This is a genomic window from Fictibacillus sp. EA-CB0309 (assembly GCF_055814265.1).
In genome coordinates this window covers 3,510,313-3,526,683 of sequence record NZ_CP169271.1, presented here as the reverse complement: position 1 = coordinate 3,526,683, position 16,371 = coordinate 3,510,313, and the positions used below count along the sequence as shown (strand labels likewise).

General features: G+C 39.1%; 23 protein-coding genes and 1 pseudogene. 16 read left to right on the top strand and 8 right to left on the bottom strand.

Annotated features, from left to right (window positions below):
* Positions 1-25 precede the first annotated feature (25 nt).
* The 3 genes from ACEWFH_RS19765 (at position 26) to ACEWFH_RS19755 (ending at position 2,440) form a co-directional block, all read left to right on the top strand.
* Entirely contained in the window at positions 26-250 is a 225-nt protein-coding gene (locus ACEWFH_RS19765; RefSeq protein WP_473725379.1) for a hypothetical protein, read from the top strand.
* Positions 251-685: 435 nt separating this feature from the next.
* Positions 686-2,005 (top strand): MDR family MFS transporter, encoded by a 1,320-nt coding sequence (locus ACEWFH_RS19760; RefSeq protein WP_473725378.1) that lies wholly within the window; start codon positions 686-688, stop codon positions 2,003-2,005.
* Positions 2,006-2,068: 63 nt separating this feature from the next.
* On the top strand, positions 2,069-2,440 hold the full coding sequence (locus ACEWFH_RS19755; protein WP_473725377.1) for a sporulation YhaL family protein: 372 nt from the start codon (positions 2,069-2,071) through the stop codon (positions 2,438-2,440).
* 136 nt (positions 2,441-2,576) lie between these two features.
* Here ACEWFH_RS19755 and ACEWFH_RS19750 read toward each other — a convergent pair whose 3' ends face one another.
* Complete coding sequence (locus ACEWFH_RS19750) at positions 2,577-3,470, bottom strand: peptidylprolyl isomerase (RefSeq protein WP_473725376.1); 894 nt, start codon at positions 3,468-3,470, stop codon at positions 2,577-2,579.
* A gap of 275 nt (positions 3,471-3,745) precedes the next feature.
* Here ACEWFH_RS19750 and ACEWFH_RS19745 point away from each other — a divergent pair, with 275 nt between their 5' ends.
* Both ACEWFH_RS19745 and ACEWFH_RS19740 read left to right on the top strand, forming a co-directional pair.
* On the top strand, positions 3,746-3,799 hold the full coding sequence (locus ACEWFH_RS19745) for a YjcZ family sporulation protein (protein ID WP_473727369.1): 54 nt from the start codon (positions 3,746-3,748) through the stop codon (positions 3,797-3,799).
* 101 nt (positions 3,800-3,900) lie between these two features.
* Positions 3,901-3,987 (top strand): YjcZ family sporulation protein, encoded by an 87-nt coding sequence (locus ACEWFH_RS19740; protein ID WP_130297031.1) that lies wholly within the window; start codon positions 3,901-3,903, stop codon positions 3,985-3,987.
* A gap of 172 nt (positions 3,988-4,159) precedes the next feature.
* Here the strand turns inward: ACEWFH_RS19740 and ACEWFH_RS19735 are convergent, their stop codons facing one another.
* Positions 4,160-4,339: a hypothetical protein gene (locus ACEWFH_RS19735; protein WP_066239985.1), complete on the bottom strand. Its 180-nt coding sequence runs from the start codon at positions 4,337-4,339 to the stop codon at positions 4,160-4,162.
* A gap of 98 nt (positions 4,340-4,437) precedes the next feature.
* Here ACEWFH_RS19735 and ACEWFH_RS19730 point away from each other — a divergent pair, with 98 nt between their 5' ends.
* From ACEWFH_RS19730 to ACEWFH_RS19720, 3 genes and pseudogenes are all read left to right on the top strand, one after another.
* Positions 4,438-4,665: a hypothetical protein gene (locus tag ACEWFH_RS19730; protein ID WP_473725375.1), complete on the top strand. Its 228-nt coding sequence runs from the start codon at positions 4,438-4,440 to the stop codon at positions 4,663-4,665.
* Positions 4,587-5,018 (top strand): YpmS family protein, encoded by a 432-nt coding sequence (locus tag ACEWFH_RS19725; protein ID WP_473727368.1) that lies wholly within the window; start codon positions 4,587-4,589, stop codon positions 5,016-5,018. Before ACEWFH_RS19730 ends, ACEWFH_RS19725 begins: the two co-directional genes overlap by 79 nt.
* A gap of 132 nt (positions 5,019-5,150) precedes the next feature.
* Positions 5,151-5,491 (top strand): annotated as a pseudogene (locus ACEWFH_RS19720) (DUF1878 family protein).
* Here the strand turns inward: ACEWFH_RS19720 and ACEWFH_RS19715 are convergent.
* Together ACEWFH_RS19715 and ACEWFH_RS19710 are read right to left on the bottom strand one after the other, a co-directional pair.
* Positions 5,482-6,063, bottom strand: coding sequence for an HTH-type transcriptional regulator Hpr (locus ACEWFH_RS19715; protein ID WP_394605072.1), 582 nt, complete (start codon positions 6,061-6,063; stop codon positions 5,482-5,484). The pseudogene ACEWFH_RS19720 and the gene ACEWFH_RS19715 overlap by 10 nt on opposite strands.
* Positions 6,064-6,274: 211 nt before the next feature.
* A complete protein-coding gene (locus tag ACEWFH_RS19710; protein WP_289496920.1) occupies positions 6,275-6,556 on the bottom strand; it encodes a YtxH domain-containing protein in 282 nt (93 codons plus the stop codon).
* Between the two features lie 363 nt (positions 6,557-6,919).
* On the opposite strand from ACEWFH_RS19710, the gene ACEWFH_RS19705 reads away from it, so the two are divergent.
* Positions 6,920-7,345: a YkvA family protein gene (locus ACEWFH_RS19705; protein WP_473725374.1), complete on the top strand. Its 426-nt coding sequence runs from the start codon at positions 6,920-6,922 to the stop codon at positions 7,343-7,345.
* A 20-nt stretch (positions 7,346-7,365) separates the two neighbouring features.
* On the opposite strand, the gene ACEWFH_RS19700 is transcribed toward ACEWFH_RS19705, so the two are convergent.
* From ACEWFH_RS19700 to ACEWFH_RS19690, 3 genes are all read right to left on the bottom strand, one after another.
* Positions 7,366-7,878, bottom strand: a complete 513-nt coding sequence (locus ACEWFH_RS19700; protein WP_473725373.1) for a tryptophan transporter — start codon at positions 7,876-7,878, stop codon at positions 7,366-7,368.
* Between the two features lie 117 nt (positions 7,879-7,995).
* Positions 7,996-9,075: a 3-phosphoserine/phosphohydroxythreonine transaminase gene (gene serC / locus ACEWFH_RS19695; RefSeq protein ID WP_473725372.1), complete on the bottom strand. Its 1,080-nt coding sequence runs from the start codon at positions 9,073-9,075 to the stop codon at positions 7,996-7,998.
* 277 nt (positions 9,076-9,352) lie between these two features.
* Positions 9,353-9,811, bottom strand: a complete 459-nt coding sequence (locus tag ACEWFH_RS19690) for an HIT family protein (RefSeq protein WP_473725371.1) — start codon at positions 9,809-9,811, stop codon at positions 9,353-9,355.
* Positions 9,812-10,175: 364 nt separating this feature from the next.
* On the opposite strand from ACEWFH_RS19690, the gene ACEWFH_RS19685 reads away from it, so the two are divergent.
* From ACEWFH_RS19685 to ACEWFH_RS19660, 6 genes are all read left to right on the top strand, one after another.
* The gene (locus ACEWFH_RS19685; RefSeq protein ID WP_473725370.1) at positions 10,176-10,385 is read left to right on the top strand and encodes a hypothetical protein; all 210 of its coding nucleotides are present in this window, start codon (positions 10,176-10,178) and stop codon (positions 10,383-10,385) included.
* Positions 10,325-10,711 carry a PCYCGC motif-containing (lipo)protein gene (locus tag ACEWFH_RS19680; RefSeq protein ID WP_473727367.1) on the top strand — a complete coding sequence of 129 codons (387 nt, stop codon included), beginning with the start codon at positions 10,325-10,327 and terminating at the stop codon, positions 10,709-10,711. Before ACEWFH_RS19685 ends, ACEWFH_RS19680 begins: the two co-directional genes overlap by 61 nt.
* Before the next feature lie 64 nt (positions 10,712-10,775).
* Positions 10,776-11,519 (top strand): ABC transporter ATP-binding protein, encoded by a 744-nt coding sequence (locus ACEWFH_RS19675; RefSeq protein WP_473725369.1) that lies wholly within the window; start codon positions 10,776-10,778, stop codon positions 11,517-11,519.
* Positions 11,516-12,733: an ABC transporter permease gene (locus ACEWFH_RS19670; protein WP_473725368.1), complete on the top strand. Its 1,218-nt coding sequence runs from the start codon at positions 11,516-11,518 to the stop codon at positions 12,731-12,733. The genes ACEWFH_RS19675 and ACEWFH_RS19670 overlap by 4 nt, the downstream gene beginning before the upstream one ends.
* Before the next feature lie 90 nt (positions 12,734-12,823).
* Positions 12,824-14,194, top strand: coding sequence for an FAD-binding oxidoreductase (locus ACEWFH_RS19665; RefSeq protein WP_473725367.1), 1,371 nt, complete (start codon positions 12,824-12,826; stop codon positions 14,192-14,194).
* A gap of 74 nt (positions 14,195-14,268) precedes the next feature.
* On the top strand, positions 14,269-15,042 hold the full coding sequence (locus ACEWFH_RS19660; RefSeq protein WP_473725366.1) for an EcsC family protein: 774 nt from the start codon (positions 14,269-14,271) through the stop codon (positions 15,040-15,042).
* 24 nt (positions 15,043-15,066) lie between these two features.
* Here ACEWFH_RS19660 and ACEWFH_RS19655 read toward each other — a convergent pair whose 3' ends face one another.
* Positions 15,067-15,498, bottom strand: coding sequence for a ferritin-like domain-containing protein (locus ACEWFH_RS19655; RefSeq protein ID WP_066240014.1), 432 nt, complete (start codon positions 15,496-15,498; stop codon positions 15,067-15,069).
* Positions 15,499-15,715: 217 nt separating this feature from the next.
* Here ACEWFH_RS19655 and ACEWFH_RS19650 point away from each other — a divergent pair, with 217 nt between their 5' ends.
* Positions 15,716-16,033, top strand: a complete 318-nt coding sequence (locus ACEWFH_RS19650) for a DUF3243 family protein (RefSeq protein WP_473727366.1) — start codon at positions 15,716-15,718, stop codon at positions 16,031-16,033.
* The last annotated feature ends 338 nt before the right edge of the window (positions 16,034-16,371 follow it).

Here is a 16,371-nt window from a genome sequence, read left to right as displayed (position 1 = left end):
TGACCAGTTGGTTGTAGTGGGTGGTTTGAGACTCAGGCTAGGACAGGCGGGCAGTCCGAAAAGTGGAAGTGGCTCGTTCAGCCCTGACAAGCAAAAGGTGAATGGGCTAGGAAGGCGCTTTTTGCTCATCACAGACCATTTAACTTTTGACCTCGAGGGGCTAGCCACTGCAACTAGACAGGTGAGACACTTATACGTGAAAGCTACGAATGTGGCTCATCGCCTGCCCCGCGGAAAGCGAGCAACCTGAAACGGAAATCAACCACTCACAAGAACAACGAAGCAACAAAATTAATAACAAAAACCCGTTGTGTAAAATTGGGAATTATGATAAATTTGGAATTGGAAGTTAAAAAACGAATTTTTAGGAGGCAATGACTCATGGAAAGCATTGTTCAAGGTAAGGTAAGAAAGCAAGCTAAATAACGTCTATTCCCGTTTGGGAAGGCTTATTTTGCTATGCATTCTACCTACTTTTGAGCGATCTCTCCATGTGCCAATCAACCGCCTTTTCAATGAAAAGCCTGTGGTATGCACATGTAAGCGTGTATACTCATGGGCTTTTTTCTGTGCTTTCATTGGAAAGATTGCTGTGTTCATGGCTTGCTTGTGAAAATGACTGCTCAAAAGTCTGGTATGAAGAAACAACAGTGTCGGAATTTACTAAAAGGAAGAAGTGGACAGCATGAGATGGAAAGATTGGGATGCTAATCTGAAAGTTCGTTTAATCGGAGAATTTTTTGTTAATCTATTATTTTGGATGTTCTTCCCGTTTATGGCGATTTATTTTTCAGATGAAATGGGAAAAACAACAGCGGGTATTTTATTAGTCCTGTCACAAGTTGTAGGTGTTATCACTAACCTTGTGGGTGGCTATTGTGCGGACAAATATGGAAGAAAGAAGATGATGGTGATCTCTGCTTGGGGTCAGGCAGCGACGTTTATATTTTTCTGTCTCGCCAACTCGCCATGGATGGATTCACCTATCTTAACGTTTATTGCGTTTTCAGCATTAGGACTGTTTGGATCTCTTTATTGGCCGGCTAGTCATGCGATGATTGCAGACGTCGTAGAAGAGAAACATAGAAGTGAAGTGTTTGCGGTGTTTTATACATCAATTAATATATCTGTCGTTTTCGGTCCTGTATTGGGAAGTATCTTCTTTTTCTCATACCGTTTCGAACTGCTGCTTGCGTGTTTAGCAGTAAGTGTTGTCTTAGCAATCGTGCTTGCAAAGTATATTCGTGAAACGGTTCCTGTAAAGAAAGAAGTGCTCGAGCATGTCGGGGCAGATAAAAAATGGTACCAAGCTGTGGGTGAACAGCTAAAAGATTATCGGGTAATTGCGAGTGATAAGTTATTTTTGCTGTTTATCTTAGCTGGTATTCTTGTTGCCCAAACGTTCATGCAGATGGATCTGCTGTTAGCTGTTTATACAACGGAAAAAGTACCAGAGCAATCGCTGTTTGCGATCGGCAATTGGGATATTTCTTTAACCGGTGAAAAAGTGTTTGGATATTTAATCTCGCTTAATGGATTGATGGTCGCGCTTTGTACGGTTTGGATGGCTAAATGGATGAATCGCTTTAAAGAGGGTAGAATCTTTATATTTTCTGCACTTCTGTACGGAGTGTCGATGCTTGTGTTCGGAAGCACAACGATGATGTGGGTTCTATTCGGCGCAATGGTGATTTTTACAACGGCTGAGCTGATGGTTGTCGGAATTCAAGAAAGCTTTATTTCAAAGCTTGCTCCAGAAAACATGAGGGGCCAATATTTTGCAGCAGCCGGTTTGCGTTTTACAATAGGCCGTACGATTGCTCCGATCTCCATTCCGCTAACCATGTGGATCGGGTTTGAGAATACGTTTTATCTTCTCTTTGTTCTAGCTGTGATAAGTGCGGGCATCTATTACTTGATGTTCCGTGCGTTTGATAAAAAATTGCAGTCTCAACCCAAAGTTGAAACAGAAAAAGAATCGAGTGCTGAACCTGCACTTTCATGACATATCTATTAAAGCTCCCTCATAGACTGTATTAAAAGCTTGTCTAACAAGGGGAGTTAATCGATGAAAGGATACGCTGCTTTATTTTTCGGTGCCATACTCATTGCTGCGTTTGTGTTAAAGGAATATTCAGCAGGAGTGGGTAACTTTTTTACTATGACTCCATGGTGGATGTACTTTGTACTTTGCGGCATTATTTATAGCGGTTATCGAGTAGTTACGCTGTTTCAGGAAGATCGCGAAATCGAACAGAGAGTCATTGAAGAAGAAGGAAAAGTATACATGGAGCGTATTCAGAGAGCGAAGGCTCAGGAAGCTGCTGGAGCTCCTGGCAATGGGGAAGATGAAGACGCAGAAGATTTAGTTGCAGCTGCTGCGGATCACGATGATTCTGAGAACGGCTCAGGGCCAGATCAGAAGTCGTCTGGAGAATAAATATATAAAGAAGCAAAAGACCTGCCGCGGCAGGTCTTTTGCTATTGAAAAGCTGCTTTGTTCAGCTTACTGTAGTTTACATTGATAAAACAAAAACCAGGCCCGATCTAGACCTGGTTTTTATCACATCATGCCATTATTGTTGAGGCATTTCTGGCATTTGCGGTTGTTCTGCTTTCTTTTCCATCTTTTCTTTTAATTCTTTATCTTTTACTTTAACGTCCGCTTTTTTGCGTAGGTTTTCTAAGATTTCAGTGATTGGTTTTGCTTTTTGTTGCTTCAATTCTTGTTCGATTTGTTCTTTTTTGTCTTCGAACTTGTTTTCACGCTTGTCCGTTACTTTGATGATGTGTACACCGTAATCAGACTTAACAAGGTCGCTTGTTTCACCTTTATCAAGAGTGAACGCTACTTTTTCAAATTCAGGTACCATTGCACCTTTACCAAAGAAGCCAAGGTCGCCACCTTTAGATTTAGAACCAGGGTCTTTAGAGTACTCTTCTGCTAACTTAGCAAAGTCTCCACCTTCGTTCAGTTTCTTTTGTACTTCTTTCGCTGTTTTCTCGTCATCAACAAGAATGTGGCTAGCTTTTACTTCTGTTTTATATTTTTCATCAAACGTTTTCTTCATTTCTTCGTCAGAGATCTTAACGCCTTCTGTTGCTGCTTTTTCATTTAGAAGCATAGACTTGATACGCTCTTTAAGCTGCTTTTCATCAGATAAGCCGTTTTGCTCAAGTGCTTGTTTAAAAGCATCTTCGCCGCCAAGTTCTTCTTTGATCTTGTCCATTTCTTTCTCGATCTCTTTGTCTGTTACTTTATATTTATCTTCAAGTACCATTTCGTCGATCATTTGGCTTAGTACTTGGTCACCGTACTGTTCCTTCATCTTATTGTAGAATTGCTCTTTTGTAATATCCCCAGCTTTAGATTCAACGATGGCTTCAGAATCTGCACCACCAGCATTATTACAAGCGGATAGTGAAATAAGTCCCGCTGTGAGCCCTACTGATAACATCCATTTTTTCATTTTCAAACACTCCTACTGTGAAGTAATAATTTAACATCTCTTACTATAGCATAAACGTTGCGGGTATTCCTATTCAATAAATGAAATATGAGAAAATTTACACATTATAAAATCAGTATTTACGGGTATTTTGAGCAACCTGGAGAAAAAATTTTAAAAACCGGGTCATTCGTCTAATCAAAACAGGGCGCATCACTATATGATATGGAGAAAGAAAAGGGAGGTATGATGATGGGTTATGGTTACGGTCATGATTTTGGGGAGGATTTGCGTTAATTTTAGTTCTTTTTATCCTTCTCATCATTATAGGAGCTTGTTACTGCTATTGATGGAGAATAGAATTTTTAATTGATAAAAAGGGCGAATGCCTATGCGTGAATAACTGGTCATGCATAGGATAGTGTACAGATGACTAAAGGAGGTGGCTTTCATGGGCTACGGGCATGGAAAAGGCTTCGCATTAATCGTTGTATTGTTTATCTTGTTGATCATCGTAGGTGCTGCATGTTTCTGCTAAAATAAATGCCAGTCTAAGCAGGACCTTTTCTTATGAAGGGGAACTGTCAGGCTTGACGTTTAAAAGCAGGTTCGTTAATGTGTTGTTTTACTACTCTTGATCAAAAGGTGCAGTATTATGTATGGTAAGGTTACTCAAGGGGAATGCAGTCTGGTTCCCCCTTTTATATTTTCTATAGAACGTTTGAAATGTAGGAAGAAATGAGCAGAATGGTAATAGACACGTTAATTGTTCGGTAGACAGAATCCTGCTGTTTTGAGGACAAGTTCTTTTTGTCACATAATTTGTGTGTGAGCGAATTGAACACAAATAAAAATATAGGTGCTAAGAATACGAAGATATAGCCTGCCATATAAAAACCTCCAACATGAACTACTTGTTTAACTTTACCAAAATATGTGGAATATGAATAGGAAAAATACTTCATAGGAGATGAGAGAGGGAGAGAATATGAGAAACGGATGGAAAGCTGCTTTTTTTGCTTTGTTGCTGTTATTTTTAATCATACCTGCAGCCATACTTATCCTGTTGTTGAAAGATCCAGCGGGAGGTCATTTGGATCGAAGCATGCTGAACTCAGATTTACGTGAAAATCAAAAATTGCTGAGTATACATACAGAAAAAGAACAGGTGGAGAATCTGCTCAACAAGGAATTGCGAAAAAAGCGCCAAACGTAAATGTATATGTAAATCTAAGAGATGATGAAGCTGTCCTTAACGGTTCGTTTGTTGCTTTTAAGCAGGAGCTGCCATATCAAATTACGTTTGAGCCAGAAGTCATGAATAACGGTGATTTGCTGTTAAAAGAGAAAGATATGCAAGTCGGCCGTTTTCCAATTCCGGGAGACGAGGTCTTTACACTGCTAAAAGATACGATTGACTTCCCGGAATGGGTGGATGTGTATCCCGCTGATGAAAGCATCTTGATGAGAGTGACCGAAATGCCAACAAAACCAGGTTATGCTGTTAAAGCTGAAGAGTTTGATCTGAAGACGAACTCTATTAAATTAGGCGTCTATACAAAGGACTAGAAAAAAGCGCTTCTGTCTGCCAGTTTTGGGGAAGAAGCGCTTTTTTAATTCGTCATCAATTATTCATACCCAAATGGAGAAAGTTGGATTATAATTATTATAGACATAGATTGACTAGAAAGCAGGGTTTGTATGGAGACGGTGGAGGAAAGGTTAGAAAGACTAGAATTTTATAATCAGCTAACGATTGAGAGTGTCGATCTAACATCGTATCCGTTCTTCAGACTGGTCATGGAAAAAAGCTCACCGAGCAAGAAGTAAATGACATCTTCCTTCTATGCGATGAGCTTCAGAAAAAATATGAAATGCAGAGTGAAGCAGGCTTTGTTCATTACACACCACTGTTATTGCATTTTGCAGGCATGTTAACGCCAAAGCTTTCACCAAGAGAAACGATTACAGCGTTGCTTCAACAAGAAAAATACATTTCTTTGATGGAGAAGCTGTACGAATTATCTGTTCGTTACGAATGAGAAGAGGCAATTTCCTCAGCTGCCATAACTGGCGAGGAAGGTTGTTCACCGATTGATGCTTCGATCTTTTCTTCTAGTTTGTTAAAAATCGACATAAAATCATCACCATAAAGATTTCGGATAATCGACATAAGTTCAGGGAATTCAGGGAATCTGCCAAAAAGCTCTTTAATTGGCATGGAAGCACTGAAAACACCGAATTTTGATGGATCATACGTATTTAGTGTTTGAAGTAAAAGCTCTTCACCTTTAGGTGTTAGACAAATATATGTATTTCGCTTATCATCTTCTTTTTTAGAAAATGTTAGATAGCCTTGTTCTTCAAGCTTCTTAGAGAAGTTAAACGCTGTGGAAACGTGCATAACACCAAATTTTGCAATATCAGAGATTGATGCACCCTCAAGATGATGAGCAATCCAAAGAATATGGTGTTCATTGATGTTTAAACCATAATCTTTTATCCAATTTTGCCAGTCCTTTTCGACGCTTTTCCATAAAGCTTTACTAATCTGTGAAAGTTTGTGACTATAGATCATGGCTTCTTGAAAACTATATAATTGATCTTTGTTCATTTTTAAAATGCCCCTCCATCTTATAAAACACATCCTATTCCTCATTATGCCAGTATTTCCTATAATAAGAAAGTAAAATTTTTCAATATTTCCTTATTTTTTAGTAAAATAGTTATACATCTTTTAGCAGATATACGGTTCATATTAGAGTTCTCATATGTTCTGCTTCAAAGAAAAAATTCTCCAAAGCTGGAGAATTTTTTTTTTGAAATTATTTAATTTCTTGCTCCATTTCTTCTGGAACTTCTTCAATCGTAGAAGCAGCTGTTTCTTTTAGTGCTTCTTCTTTTTCCTTATTAGCAAATTTGATCTTTGCTCTAAGTTGAATCCCGTCACGCTTAATGCTAGAGAAAGTAGATTTCATTTTATCCATATTTTCTTTAAGGTCTTTTCTTACTTCCTTACCTGCTTTTGGTGTGGAAAGCAATGTAGCTGCTGCTGTTACTACCGTTCCTAATGCGAAACCTACTACCATGGATTTTTGTTTTGACATCTTATATTTCCTCCCCATTCTTTTAATATCTAATTAATTCGTGAATATCTCTTATATTCCTATGAAAAATAATGACGAATATAAAAATATTTCCCGATAGATTTCGTCATGTTTGGACAAGATAGACAAAGCCAATCCTAAAGAAGTCGAAACATAAAAACGTTGCAGATCTAGCAGGGACAAGGAATTGCACATTGACAGTATGCTATTGCGAAAAATGTAACAATTGTCTAAATCAGCAGATATTTGACTGTGTTTGGAGAAAGGTAAGATAAAATAAAAAAAGAGGAAAGAAAAGATTAAAATTGACGAAGAGGATCAAAAGAGGGTATACATAAATAAAAAAGGCTGGAGGGATATGGGTTGAAACAAAATACAATCGGTAATTACTTTAACAAAATGAAAGAAAAAGCGAATGCTGTCCTTGAAAGTTCTACCCAAACAGGTGAGCTTGTATCAGAAGCGGAAAGCAAAAGTTCACAGCCAGAAAGCCAAGGATTGAGTAAATTAGGATCACAAGTAAAAGCTTTAGTCCGACTGGTAAAGACATATAAAAAAGGCGACTATCGTGATGTTTCTAAAAAGTCTATGGTACTGATGGTGGCTGGGCTACTTTATTTTGTGAGTCCTATTGATGCTGTTCCAGATTTTCTGATCGGTGCTGGATTACTAGATGATGCAACTGTGCTGGCATTTATTTTTAAGACACTATCGAGTGAAATAGAGGCGTTTCAAACTTGGGAAGAAGAAAAAGAGGAAGAAGACACATACGTAAAGCCAGCTCCATAAGGAACTGGCTTTTTTATTTATTAAGCTGTTAAACTGGATCGTTTAGAAAATCGTTCTGCTACTGGATATATGAAGAACATGATCAATCCGCTAACAATGCTCGTTGGAACAACAATCATTCCGATGAAACTGAATAATGAGCCTGGTAATCCGGCTACAAGCATTGCGACAAGAAGGAATAATGTTCCACTGATAATGGTTCCGACTACCGTTAGAAGAACGGCGCTAATTGCATTGACTTTCACTTTTTTAGCTAACATAAACAAAGCCAAAAAGATAAAAGCAGTAATTGGTTTTTCAACGATATTGGCGATTTGTCCGCCAGCCATTCCTGTTGTCAGAGCTGAAATAACGCCAGCTGCCATACTTGCGATCAAAACATTTTGTTTCGTTGGAGCAAGCATGATGGCTAAAAACATCATTACGAGCAGCAAATCAGGTTTCATTCCAAAAAATAATGGCGGTACGATTGTGTGAAAAACATACCCTAGTGCAATAAGTACAGAAGTTAAAGCTAGTGATTTAGTATTCATTTCTCATCTCTCCTCAGCTATTCTTTAGCCTAATTTCTTTCCAATAGTGCCCTCATGACCTATTGCGAAAGTACCTTCATGTTACCAGATGTACATACAACTGAAAAGGGTTAAGAACTACTTTCCGTATTTTTCCTGAAATTGAACCATGAACGCAGCAAGGCTGTCGCAAGATTCTTGTGGAACGGCATTATAGATGGATGCTCTAAATCCTCCAACTGATCGATGTCCTTTTAACCCATAGATGCCGCTTTCTTCGCTTTCCTCAATAAATGTTTTTTCAAGCTCGCTGTTGCCCAATGTGAACGTTACATTCATGTTTGAACGTGAATCCGGCGTCGCGTAGCCGTTGTAAAAACCTTGGCTGCGGTCGATTGCATCATAAATGACTTTCGCTTTCTTCTCATTTCTGACTGCCATTTCACTCACACCGCCTGACTTTTCAACCCATCCGAGAACGAGGTTAAGAAGATAGATCGAATAGACGGGAGGGGTGTTATATAGAGAGTTGTTTTTCGCATGAACAGAATAGGATAAGATCGATGGAATGGTTTTGCTTTCTTGCAAAAGATCTTTTCGAATAATGACAGCAGTTACACCAGATGGGCCAAGGTTCTTTTGAGCTCCTGCATAGATCAAGCCGTAGTTGCCGACGGAAAAAGGTCTGCTCATAATATCACTAGACATGTCAGCGATAAGAGTGGGATGTGAAAATTCATTTAAGTCAGGCCATTGAGTGCCATAAATCGTGTTGTTAGATGTAATATGTAGATAGGCATCATTTTCGCTTGATACATAATCCATCAAAGGAAGCGTGCGATATTTGGAATCTTTACCGCTTATAACGGCTTCACTAGATCCGATTCTTTGTGCTTCTTGATATGCTTTTTCAGACCAAGAGCCTGTTAGGACGTACTTGGCTGTTTTTCCATCGGGAATAAGATTCATGGGTACCATAGCGAATTGCAGACTTGCTCCACCTTGTAAAAACAAAACATCATGTGTATCCGGGATATCGAGCAAGCTTTTCATTCGGGTCTTCGCTTGTTCATGAATGTCCTCGTAATCTTTTCCCCTATGACTGTGCTCCATGATATTTAAGCCAGTGCCGTTATAATCATCCCATTCTTCTTTCGCTTGCTGCATAACCTCTTTGGGCAGTGTTGTTGGTCCTGCTTGAAAATAGATGCGTGTCATCGTTCTCCTCCTCATAAAATAACGCTGTTTTAGCAAACTTTGAGCTCTTGAAAGTGGTTGATTTCCGTTTCAGGTGCTTCGCTTTCCGCGGGGCGACCGGTGAGCCCCTTGCCACTTTGCGCCTTTAAGGGTCTCACCTGACCGCTCGTCCCGCAGGAGTCTCACACCTTACACTCCAATCAACTTTTCAGTGATGTCTAATTAGAAAAGAGTTTGAAATAAAAATGAATATGAAAAAACTGCCCAGTTTAAAAAAAGGCAGTTTTAATATGTAACGTTAGTTTTTAACGTTTTCTTTGATATTTTGAGCGATTTCAGTCATTTCGTTTGCAGGGGTATCCCGCGTTTTCCAGACCGCACCAAAACCGTCTCCGGATCCATATCGAGGGATAAAGTGCATGTGATAATGGAAAACAGATTGTCCAGCTGCTTCACCGTTGTTATTTAAGATGTTCAGACCAATAGGATTAAACGTTTGTTTAATGCTAGAAGCGATTTTAGGCACGACAGAATAAAGTTTCGCTGCTGTTTCTGCAGACAGCTCAAAAATATCCTTGGAATGCTCTTTAGGAATGATCAGCGTATGTCCTTTTGTCACCTGGCTGATGTCTAGGAAGGCCAGGACGTTCTCATCTTCATACACTTTGTAGGATGGAATTTCACCCGCAACAATTTTACAAAAAATGCAGTTTGAATCGTGGGACAAGTGGCTCACCTCATTTTTTTTACTTATCATATCACACATTACTTACCAAAAAAATAAAGAAGAAGGGCCCTATTCAAAAATAGAACCCTCCTTCTTATAGAGGTTAGAGAAGAAAGGAGAACACGAAAACAAAACAATACGATTTTTTAGCCATGCACCTCAATATTAAGAATTTGCAATTGCTCAAGCACTGAATAGTCCAAGAGAACCATCTCCTTAAAGAAAAGCATATCTGAAAAAATCTAATACCTTGCATCTTTCTCCCTGAAGAAGGGGGATACCTTCTTCCCTCTTATCTTGTCCATGAAGTCTCTGTTGTTATACATATAAAATTGGTAAATGAAACGTGAATTACGCTATTATAAGTAAAGAATGACAAAAGGGAGGATTCTCCGTGAAAAGAAGACAACTTATACTAACAATGACACTTGCTGCTGGTTTCCTCATCTCAGGCTGTGGGAATCAAAGTAATGAAGAACATGAAAATCATCAAGAAGAATCACAACCAAAAAAGAAGCAACTCACCAAGGGCATGAAAATCATCTGCCGAATGGTGATATTCAAGAACTTACGGCGTCCATGGATGTGCTGCCAGGCTTTTTAGATAAACAACCAAAAGAGATCGCAGCCATCTATGCAACAGCACCTAAATATAAAGAACTGCTTGAATCCATGCCTTGTTATTGTGGTTGTGGAGATTCAGCTGGGCATAAAGATAATTACGATTGCTTTGTTGCAGAGAATAAAGCAGATGGACAAATCGTTTGGGATGATCATGGAACAAAATGTGGAACGTGTCTTGAAATCGCTGCAATCAGCATGAGTGAATCAGCGAATGGCAAGAGCGACCTTGAGATCAGAAAAATGATCGATGAAAAATACAAAGAAGGTTATGCGGAGCCAACTCCAACACCACTGCCTGCTTCATAAAGGGGTAAAACGTAAAAAATGGCAAAGAATAAAGATAGAGATAAATGAAAAAGGAGGGTATTATATGAAGCCGATCCTTGAAGTTACCGATCTAACAGGAGGGTATCTTCCTAATCAGCCTGTCGTTCATCATTTAGATTTCTCGGTAAGGGAAAATGAAATTGTCGGGCTGATCGGTCTGAACGGAGCAGGGAAAAGTACGACGATTAAGCATGTTTTAGGTCTGATGGAGCCGATGTCTGGCACTTCAAAAATTGATGGTCAGACGTTTAGAGAGGAACCTGAAAATTATCGCAGTCAATTTACGTACATACCAGAGGTTCCTATTCTCTATGACGAGCTAACGTTGTGGGAGCATCTAGAATTAACGGCAATGGCGTACGGCCTTGAAGAACAAACCTTTTTAACACGTGTCCGTCCCCTATTGGAAGAGTTCCGAATGGACAACAAAATCAAGTGGTTTCCAAGCCAGTTCTCTAAAGGGATGAAACAAAAGGTTATGATTCTTTGCGCTCTGTTAGTAGAACCAAAGCTGTACATTGTGGATGAACCGTTTGTCGGTCTTGATCCACTTGGTATTCAATCCTTCTTGGAGTATATGGTGAAGTTTAAGAACAGTGGAGCAGGCGTTTTGATGTCGACTCATATTTTATCGACGGCAGAAAGATATTGTGACCGTTTTTTAATCATGCATGAAGGAAAGTTAGTATTGAACGGAACATTAGAGGAATTGAGAGCAAGAAGCGGTCTAGAAAACGCGACATTGGATGAAATCTATCTTTATGTGGCAAGAGGTAAAGTCACATGATTGATGTAAAAAAATTATGGACAAAACGGCGCAACGCCCATTTAACGCAAACACTAAAATACTTTAGTTTAATGGCTAACAGCGGACTTATTGTTTCCTTAATTTTGCTTATCGTTATTGGAAGTGTGTATTATGCAAAGCTGCTTCAAGCGCTTCCTAAGGATTTCCCGGCCGTCTTTATCCTTACGATCGTCTTTTCAATCTGGCTGACGAAAAGTCCAATCCGAACGCTGTTAAAAGAAGGGGATTTGGTATTTCTGCTTCCGGTTGAATCGGGCATGAAACAATATTTCTCAAAGGCCATTTCTTCAGCTACAGCAACTGGCGCGTTTTCCACCCTGTTCATCTTTACTTTGCTCTGGCCGATCGTTCAAGTCTTTATTCATGATGGCTGGAAGATGTATGTGACTTTTGGCTTTTTCTTAATCGCAGCAAAAGTTTTCAATATTTATGTTTCATGGGAAGAAAGAAGACTGCCATATAAAAGTCATCAGTTGAATTATAGAATCATGAGGTTCATTGTAAATTTCGTGTATGCGTATCTGCTCTTTAATGAAGCATATCTCTTTTTAATAGCAATTTTTGCGATCATGTATGTTCTGAAAAATTTTGTTTTTGGTGTATTTAAGAAACAGCATGGCTATCAGTGGGAAATGCTGTTAGCTGAAGAGCAAGCATTAAAAATGAAGGGCTATCGACTCGTCAATTACTTTACAGATGTACCTGCACTCAAACAGACGGTACATAAACGACCATGGTTAAACTCTTTAGCTGCCTTTTCATTTAAAAAGAAAAACGCTTTATCCTCTCTATATATGAAAACATTTATTCGTTCGGGCGATTATTTAGGGTTATATGTGAGATTGATCTTGGTTGGTTTTCTGTTTCTCTATCTAATTCCGGCAGGATGGTGGCAGCTCATTGTTGTTTTCTTGTTTTTTCAAATGTTCTCCCTTCAGTTGTTCACACTCTACACGCAATACAGGTGGAATTTTATTTTTATGATCTATCCGATTAAACATGATGTTAAAATTAAAGCATTTCAGAGCTGGCTGAAGAAATTGCTGATCGTACAAGGTACTCTATATGGAATTTTCTATGGATTACTTACAGGAGACTGGCTGGTGGCTACACTAATGCCAGTGGCAGCTGCTGCATATAGCTTCGCTCGTTTGCCAAGTTTGACAAAAAAACATATAACTCTAACTTCCTAGCAGTTGATGGCTGGGAAGTTTTTTTGTAAACAGATTTTGGGCATCTTTCATAGCTTATGCATATAAGTTTTATGGAAGGGAGCGGGGCTCATGAATACTTATGGATTAACAGGAAGGATTGTAACACCCGGAAGTCCTGACTATGACCTGGCACGTGAAGAGTTCAATACTCGTTTTAACTTATTTCCTTTGATTATCAATTTTTGTGCAACTACTAAGGATGTTTCAAACGCAATACGTTGGGCAAGAAAGAAGAATGTTAAGTTTCGGATACGTACAGGAAGGCATAGTTATGAAGCTTATTCCTCATTAGATGGCGGTTTAGTTATCGACATCAGCGATATGAATGAAGTAAAAGTGAATCGCAAAACAAAAACGGCCGTACTTGGTGCGGGGGCATTGCTTTTCCCACTATACGAAAAATTGTATGAAGAAGGTTTCACGATTCCAGGAGGTACGTGTCCTTCTGTAGGACTTTCCGGACTAACGCTTGGTGGAGGATGGGGGATGTTGACCCGACCTTATGGGATGCTGATCGACCAGCTTCTTGAGCTGGAGATGGTTGATGCAAACGGAAAGATTATTATAGCTAATAAGCATAAGAACGCTGACTTATTTTGGGCATCAAGAGGCGGTGGAGGCGGAAACTTTGGTGTGGTAACATCATTTCGTTTTAAAGTCGTTCCAGTTGATGATGTTGCCATCTTTAAAATTACATGGGACTTTAAAGGGTTTGAAAAAGTCGTGGATGCATGGCAAAAATGGGCTCCTTATACAGACGTCAGATTGACAGCCATTATTGATTTGTTAACAAAAGACATTGGCGAGCTGCGTGCATTAGGCGAATTTCTTGGCAGTACGGATGAACTGAAAAATTTGCTTAAGCCCCTTTTGATCGCATATCCGCCTAAAGAAGTTGAAGTTAAGAAAGTACCATATATCGATGCAGTTAAGATATTTGGAGGGATGATGCCAGGTATGATGGAGTACGCTGTTAACCATGGTGATCCTGATGCGCATCCTTTTAAGAATACAGGTGCGTTTGCGAAAAAGCAGTTACCGGTTAGAGCGATAAAAAAACTTAAAGAATTTCTATCTAACTCACCTAGTATTGAGAATAAAGTGCAGCTGCAAGCCCTAGCCGGAAATGCCGCTTGTATTGGACCTACTGAAACGGCTTATGTTCATAGAGAAGCATTGTTCAGCTTGTTATATATTACGAAGTGGCAGAACGAAAATGAAGCAAACATAAATACGCGATGGGTAGAGAGTCTTAGGAATTCTCTGCTGCCTTTTGCGGAAGGTGCTTATGTGAATTTTCATGATAATTGTATTAAGAACTGGCTTGAACAATGTTACTTTGTTAACTTGCCTCGCTTAATTGAGGTAAAAACAAAATACGATCCGGAAAACGTGTTTAAGTTTCCCTTAGGCATTCCGACTGCAAATACTATTGTGTAAGCTTTCAAAATCATCGTGAGGGCAAAATATCGAAACTAAGATCTCACTATTACCGTATATATGGAGGGAGGTAGATGATGAATACTTATGAAGAAAAAGTATTAGAAGAATTGAAAAGTTGGGAAAATGAAATGTGTAAAAGGCCCTCACTTTGGAACAAAACAACGAAATCTCTTCAAACGAAAATCAATGAGAAAATTCCTCAAAAAGTGCACGACGTCATAACGGCAAGTATGAAACAAATGATAAAAGCCACTTTGATCGGCTCAAAATATACAACCAAAAAAACGATAAAATTCACAGCAGATCTTCGTGAACGTGATTACAAGTTTCAAGATCGCCTTGCTTTTTATAAGAAAACAGCTGCAGTTGAAGGAGCTGGAACCGGCGCAGGCGGCATTTTGCTAGGACTAGCAGATTTTCCTTTGCTTCTTGGTATCAAGATGAAGTTCCTGTTTGAAGCTGCAAGTATTTATGGGCTGGACGTAAGGGACTACAGGGAGCGTATCTTCATTCTCCATGTATTCCGTCTCGCTTTCTCCGATCCTCATAAAAGGAAAGAGGCATATGAAAAGGTTATTCATTGGAAAGAAACGATCAAAGATTTTCCAGAACATCAGGATGCGATCAATCAGTTAAACTGGCAGGACTTGCAGCAGGACTATCGAGATCATATCGATCTTATTAAAATGCTTCAGATGGTGCCGGGATTAGGGGCGATCGTAGGGGCATATGCCAATTATCACTTTCTAGATGATTTGGGCCAAGTGGCAAAAAATTGCTTTAGGTGGCGCTTGTTGACGGATGAAAAAAATAAAAAAATCATAAATAAAAAGCACCCATTTTAAACGGGTGCTTTTGTTTTGAATATCTTAGAAACGGCTGTCGCTAAGTAAACGGTCCATTTCTTCTTTATGCTTCGTTTCATCAGCGATCATATCTTCTAACTGAACAACAAGTTCAGTCAATTTTAGGTTAGAAGCCTGTTCTTTGCGCTCTTCATAACGTCTGATCGTATCTTCTTCAGCATTTCGAGCTTCTTCCAGCATTTCACGAACACTCTCAACTTGTTTAACTGGTTTTGGTTGAGTTGTTGGTGTTCCTCCAAGTGTCTTAATCTTTTCAGCTAGGTATAGAGCGTGACCCTGTTCGTCAGCAATTTCACCTTGGAAGAAAGGTTTAAGAATTTGACGGTACAATCCAGAAACCGTAGCGGCATTATGGTTGTACATAATGATTGCTGAGTACTCGTTTGCAAGATCCTCGTTTAGTCCATCGATTAGTGCTTGTAAGTCTTTTTCCATTTGTATAACCTCCTGAATCTTGTTCTACAGAGATATCCTTCCCGTTTTCGAACAAACATAAACGAAAATTTCGAGATAGAATAGATTTAAAAATCCAAACTGTATAAAGAGGTTTAAGGTGTGATAAAAGCGGTAAAAGACTACTATGCATGAAACAAATGTTAAACAAAAGTGATACAAAAAAACAAAGGAGGCAACAAAAATGGAAAGCAGACATATGGTTGATGACGAACGCAATGTAGACACAAGTAAGGTGGAGGAAACAGCAAGCCGTATGAGTGAAAGCAAAAAAGACGAAATTTTATCGAACTTTGAAGAGTTTAAAAGCTACCTGCATGGCAAGGTTCAGATTGGCGAAAAAATGGGCATGAGTGAAGAAACGCTCGCAAAAACAGCAGAGAAAGTAGCAGATTACTTAGCTGACCATGAGGAGCCTCGCAACGCAGAAGAAAACCTTTTAAAAGAACTATGGAAAGTAGGAGAACAAGAAGAGCGCCACAAGCTGGCTCATATGTTAGTAAAGCTTGTGAAGTAAATAATATTTCGAGAAAAGCTGCTTGGTAAACGAGCGGCTTTTTTTAGTTTCCTATAAAACTTTTTTGCTTTGAATACTTTGTTAACAAATTTGTTGAAGTATAAAGTGCTATACTCAGACGAAAAAATAGTGGGACATGTAGTGTTAAACGTGAAGAGTTGGTGGGTGTATGTGTCGAATGATGTAGACTCGCTGGTATATGAGCTAAACTCGCCGTATTATTTCCAAAACTCGCCGAATTAAATTAAATTCTCGCCGGATTAATACTAAAATATCCAGAATTAATTGCAGAATACCCCGCTTGGTATAAAGTGAGACCCGATTTTAAAGCCTGAACT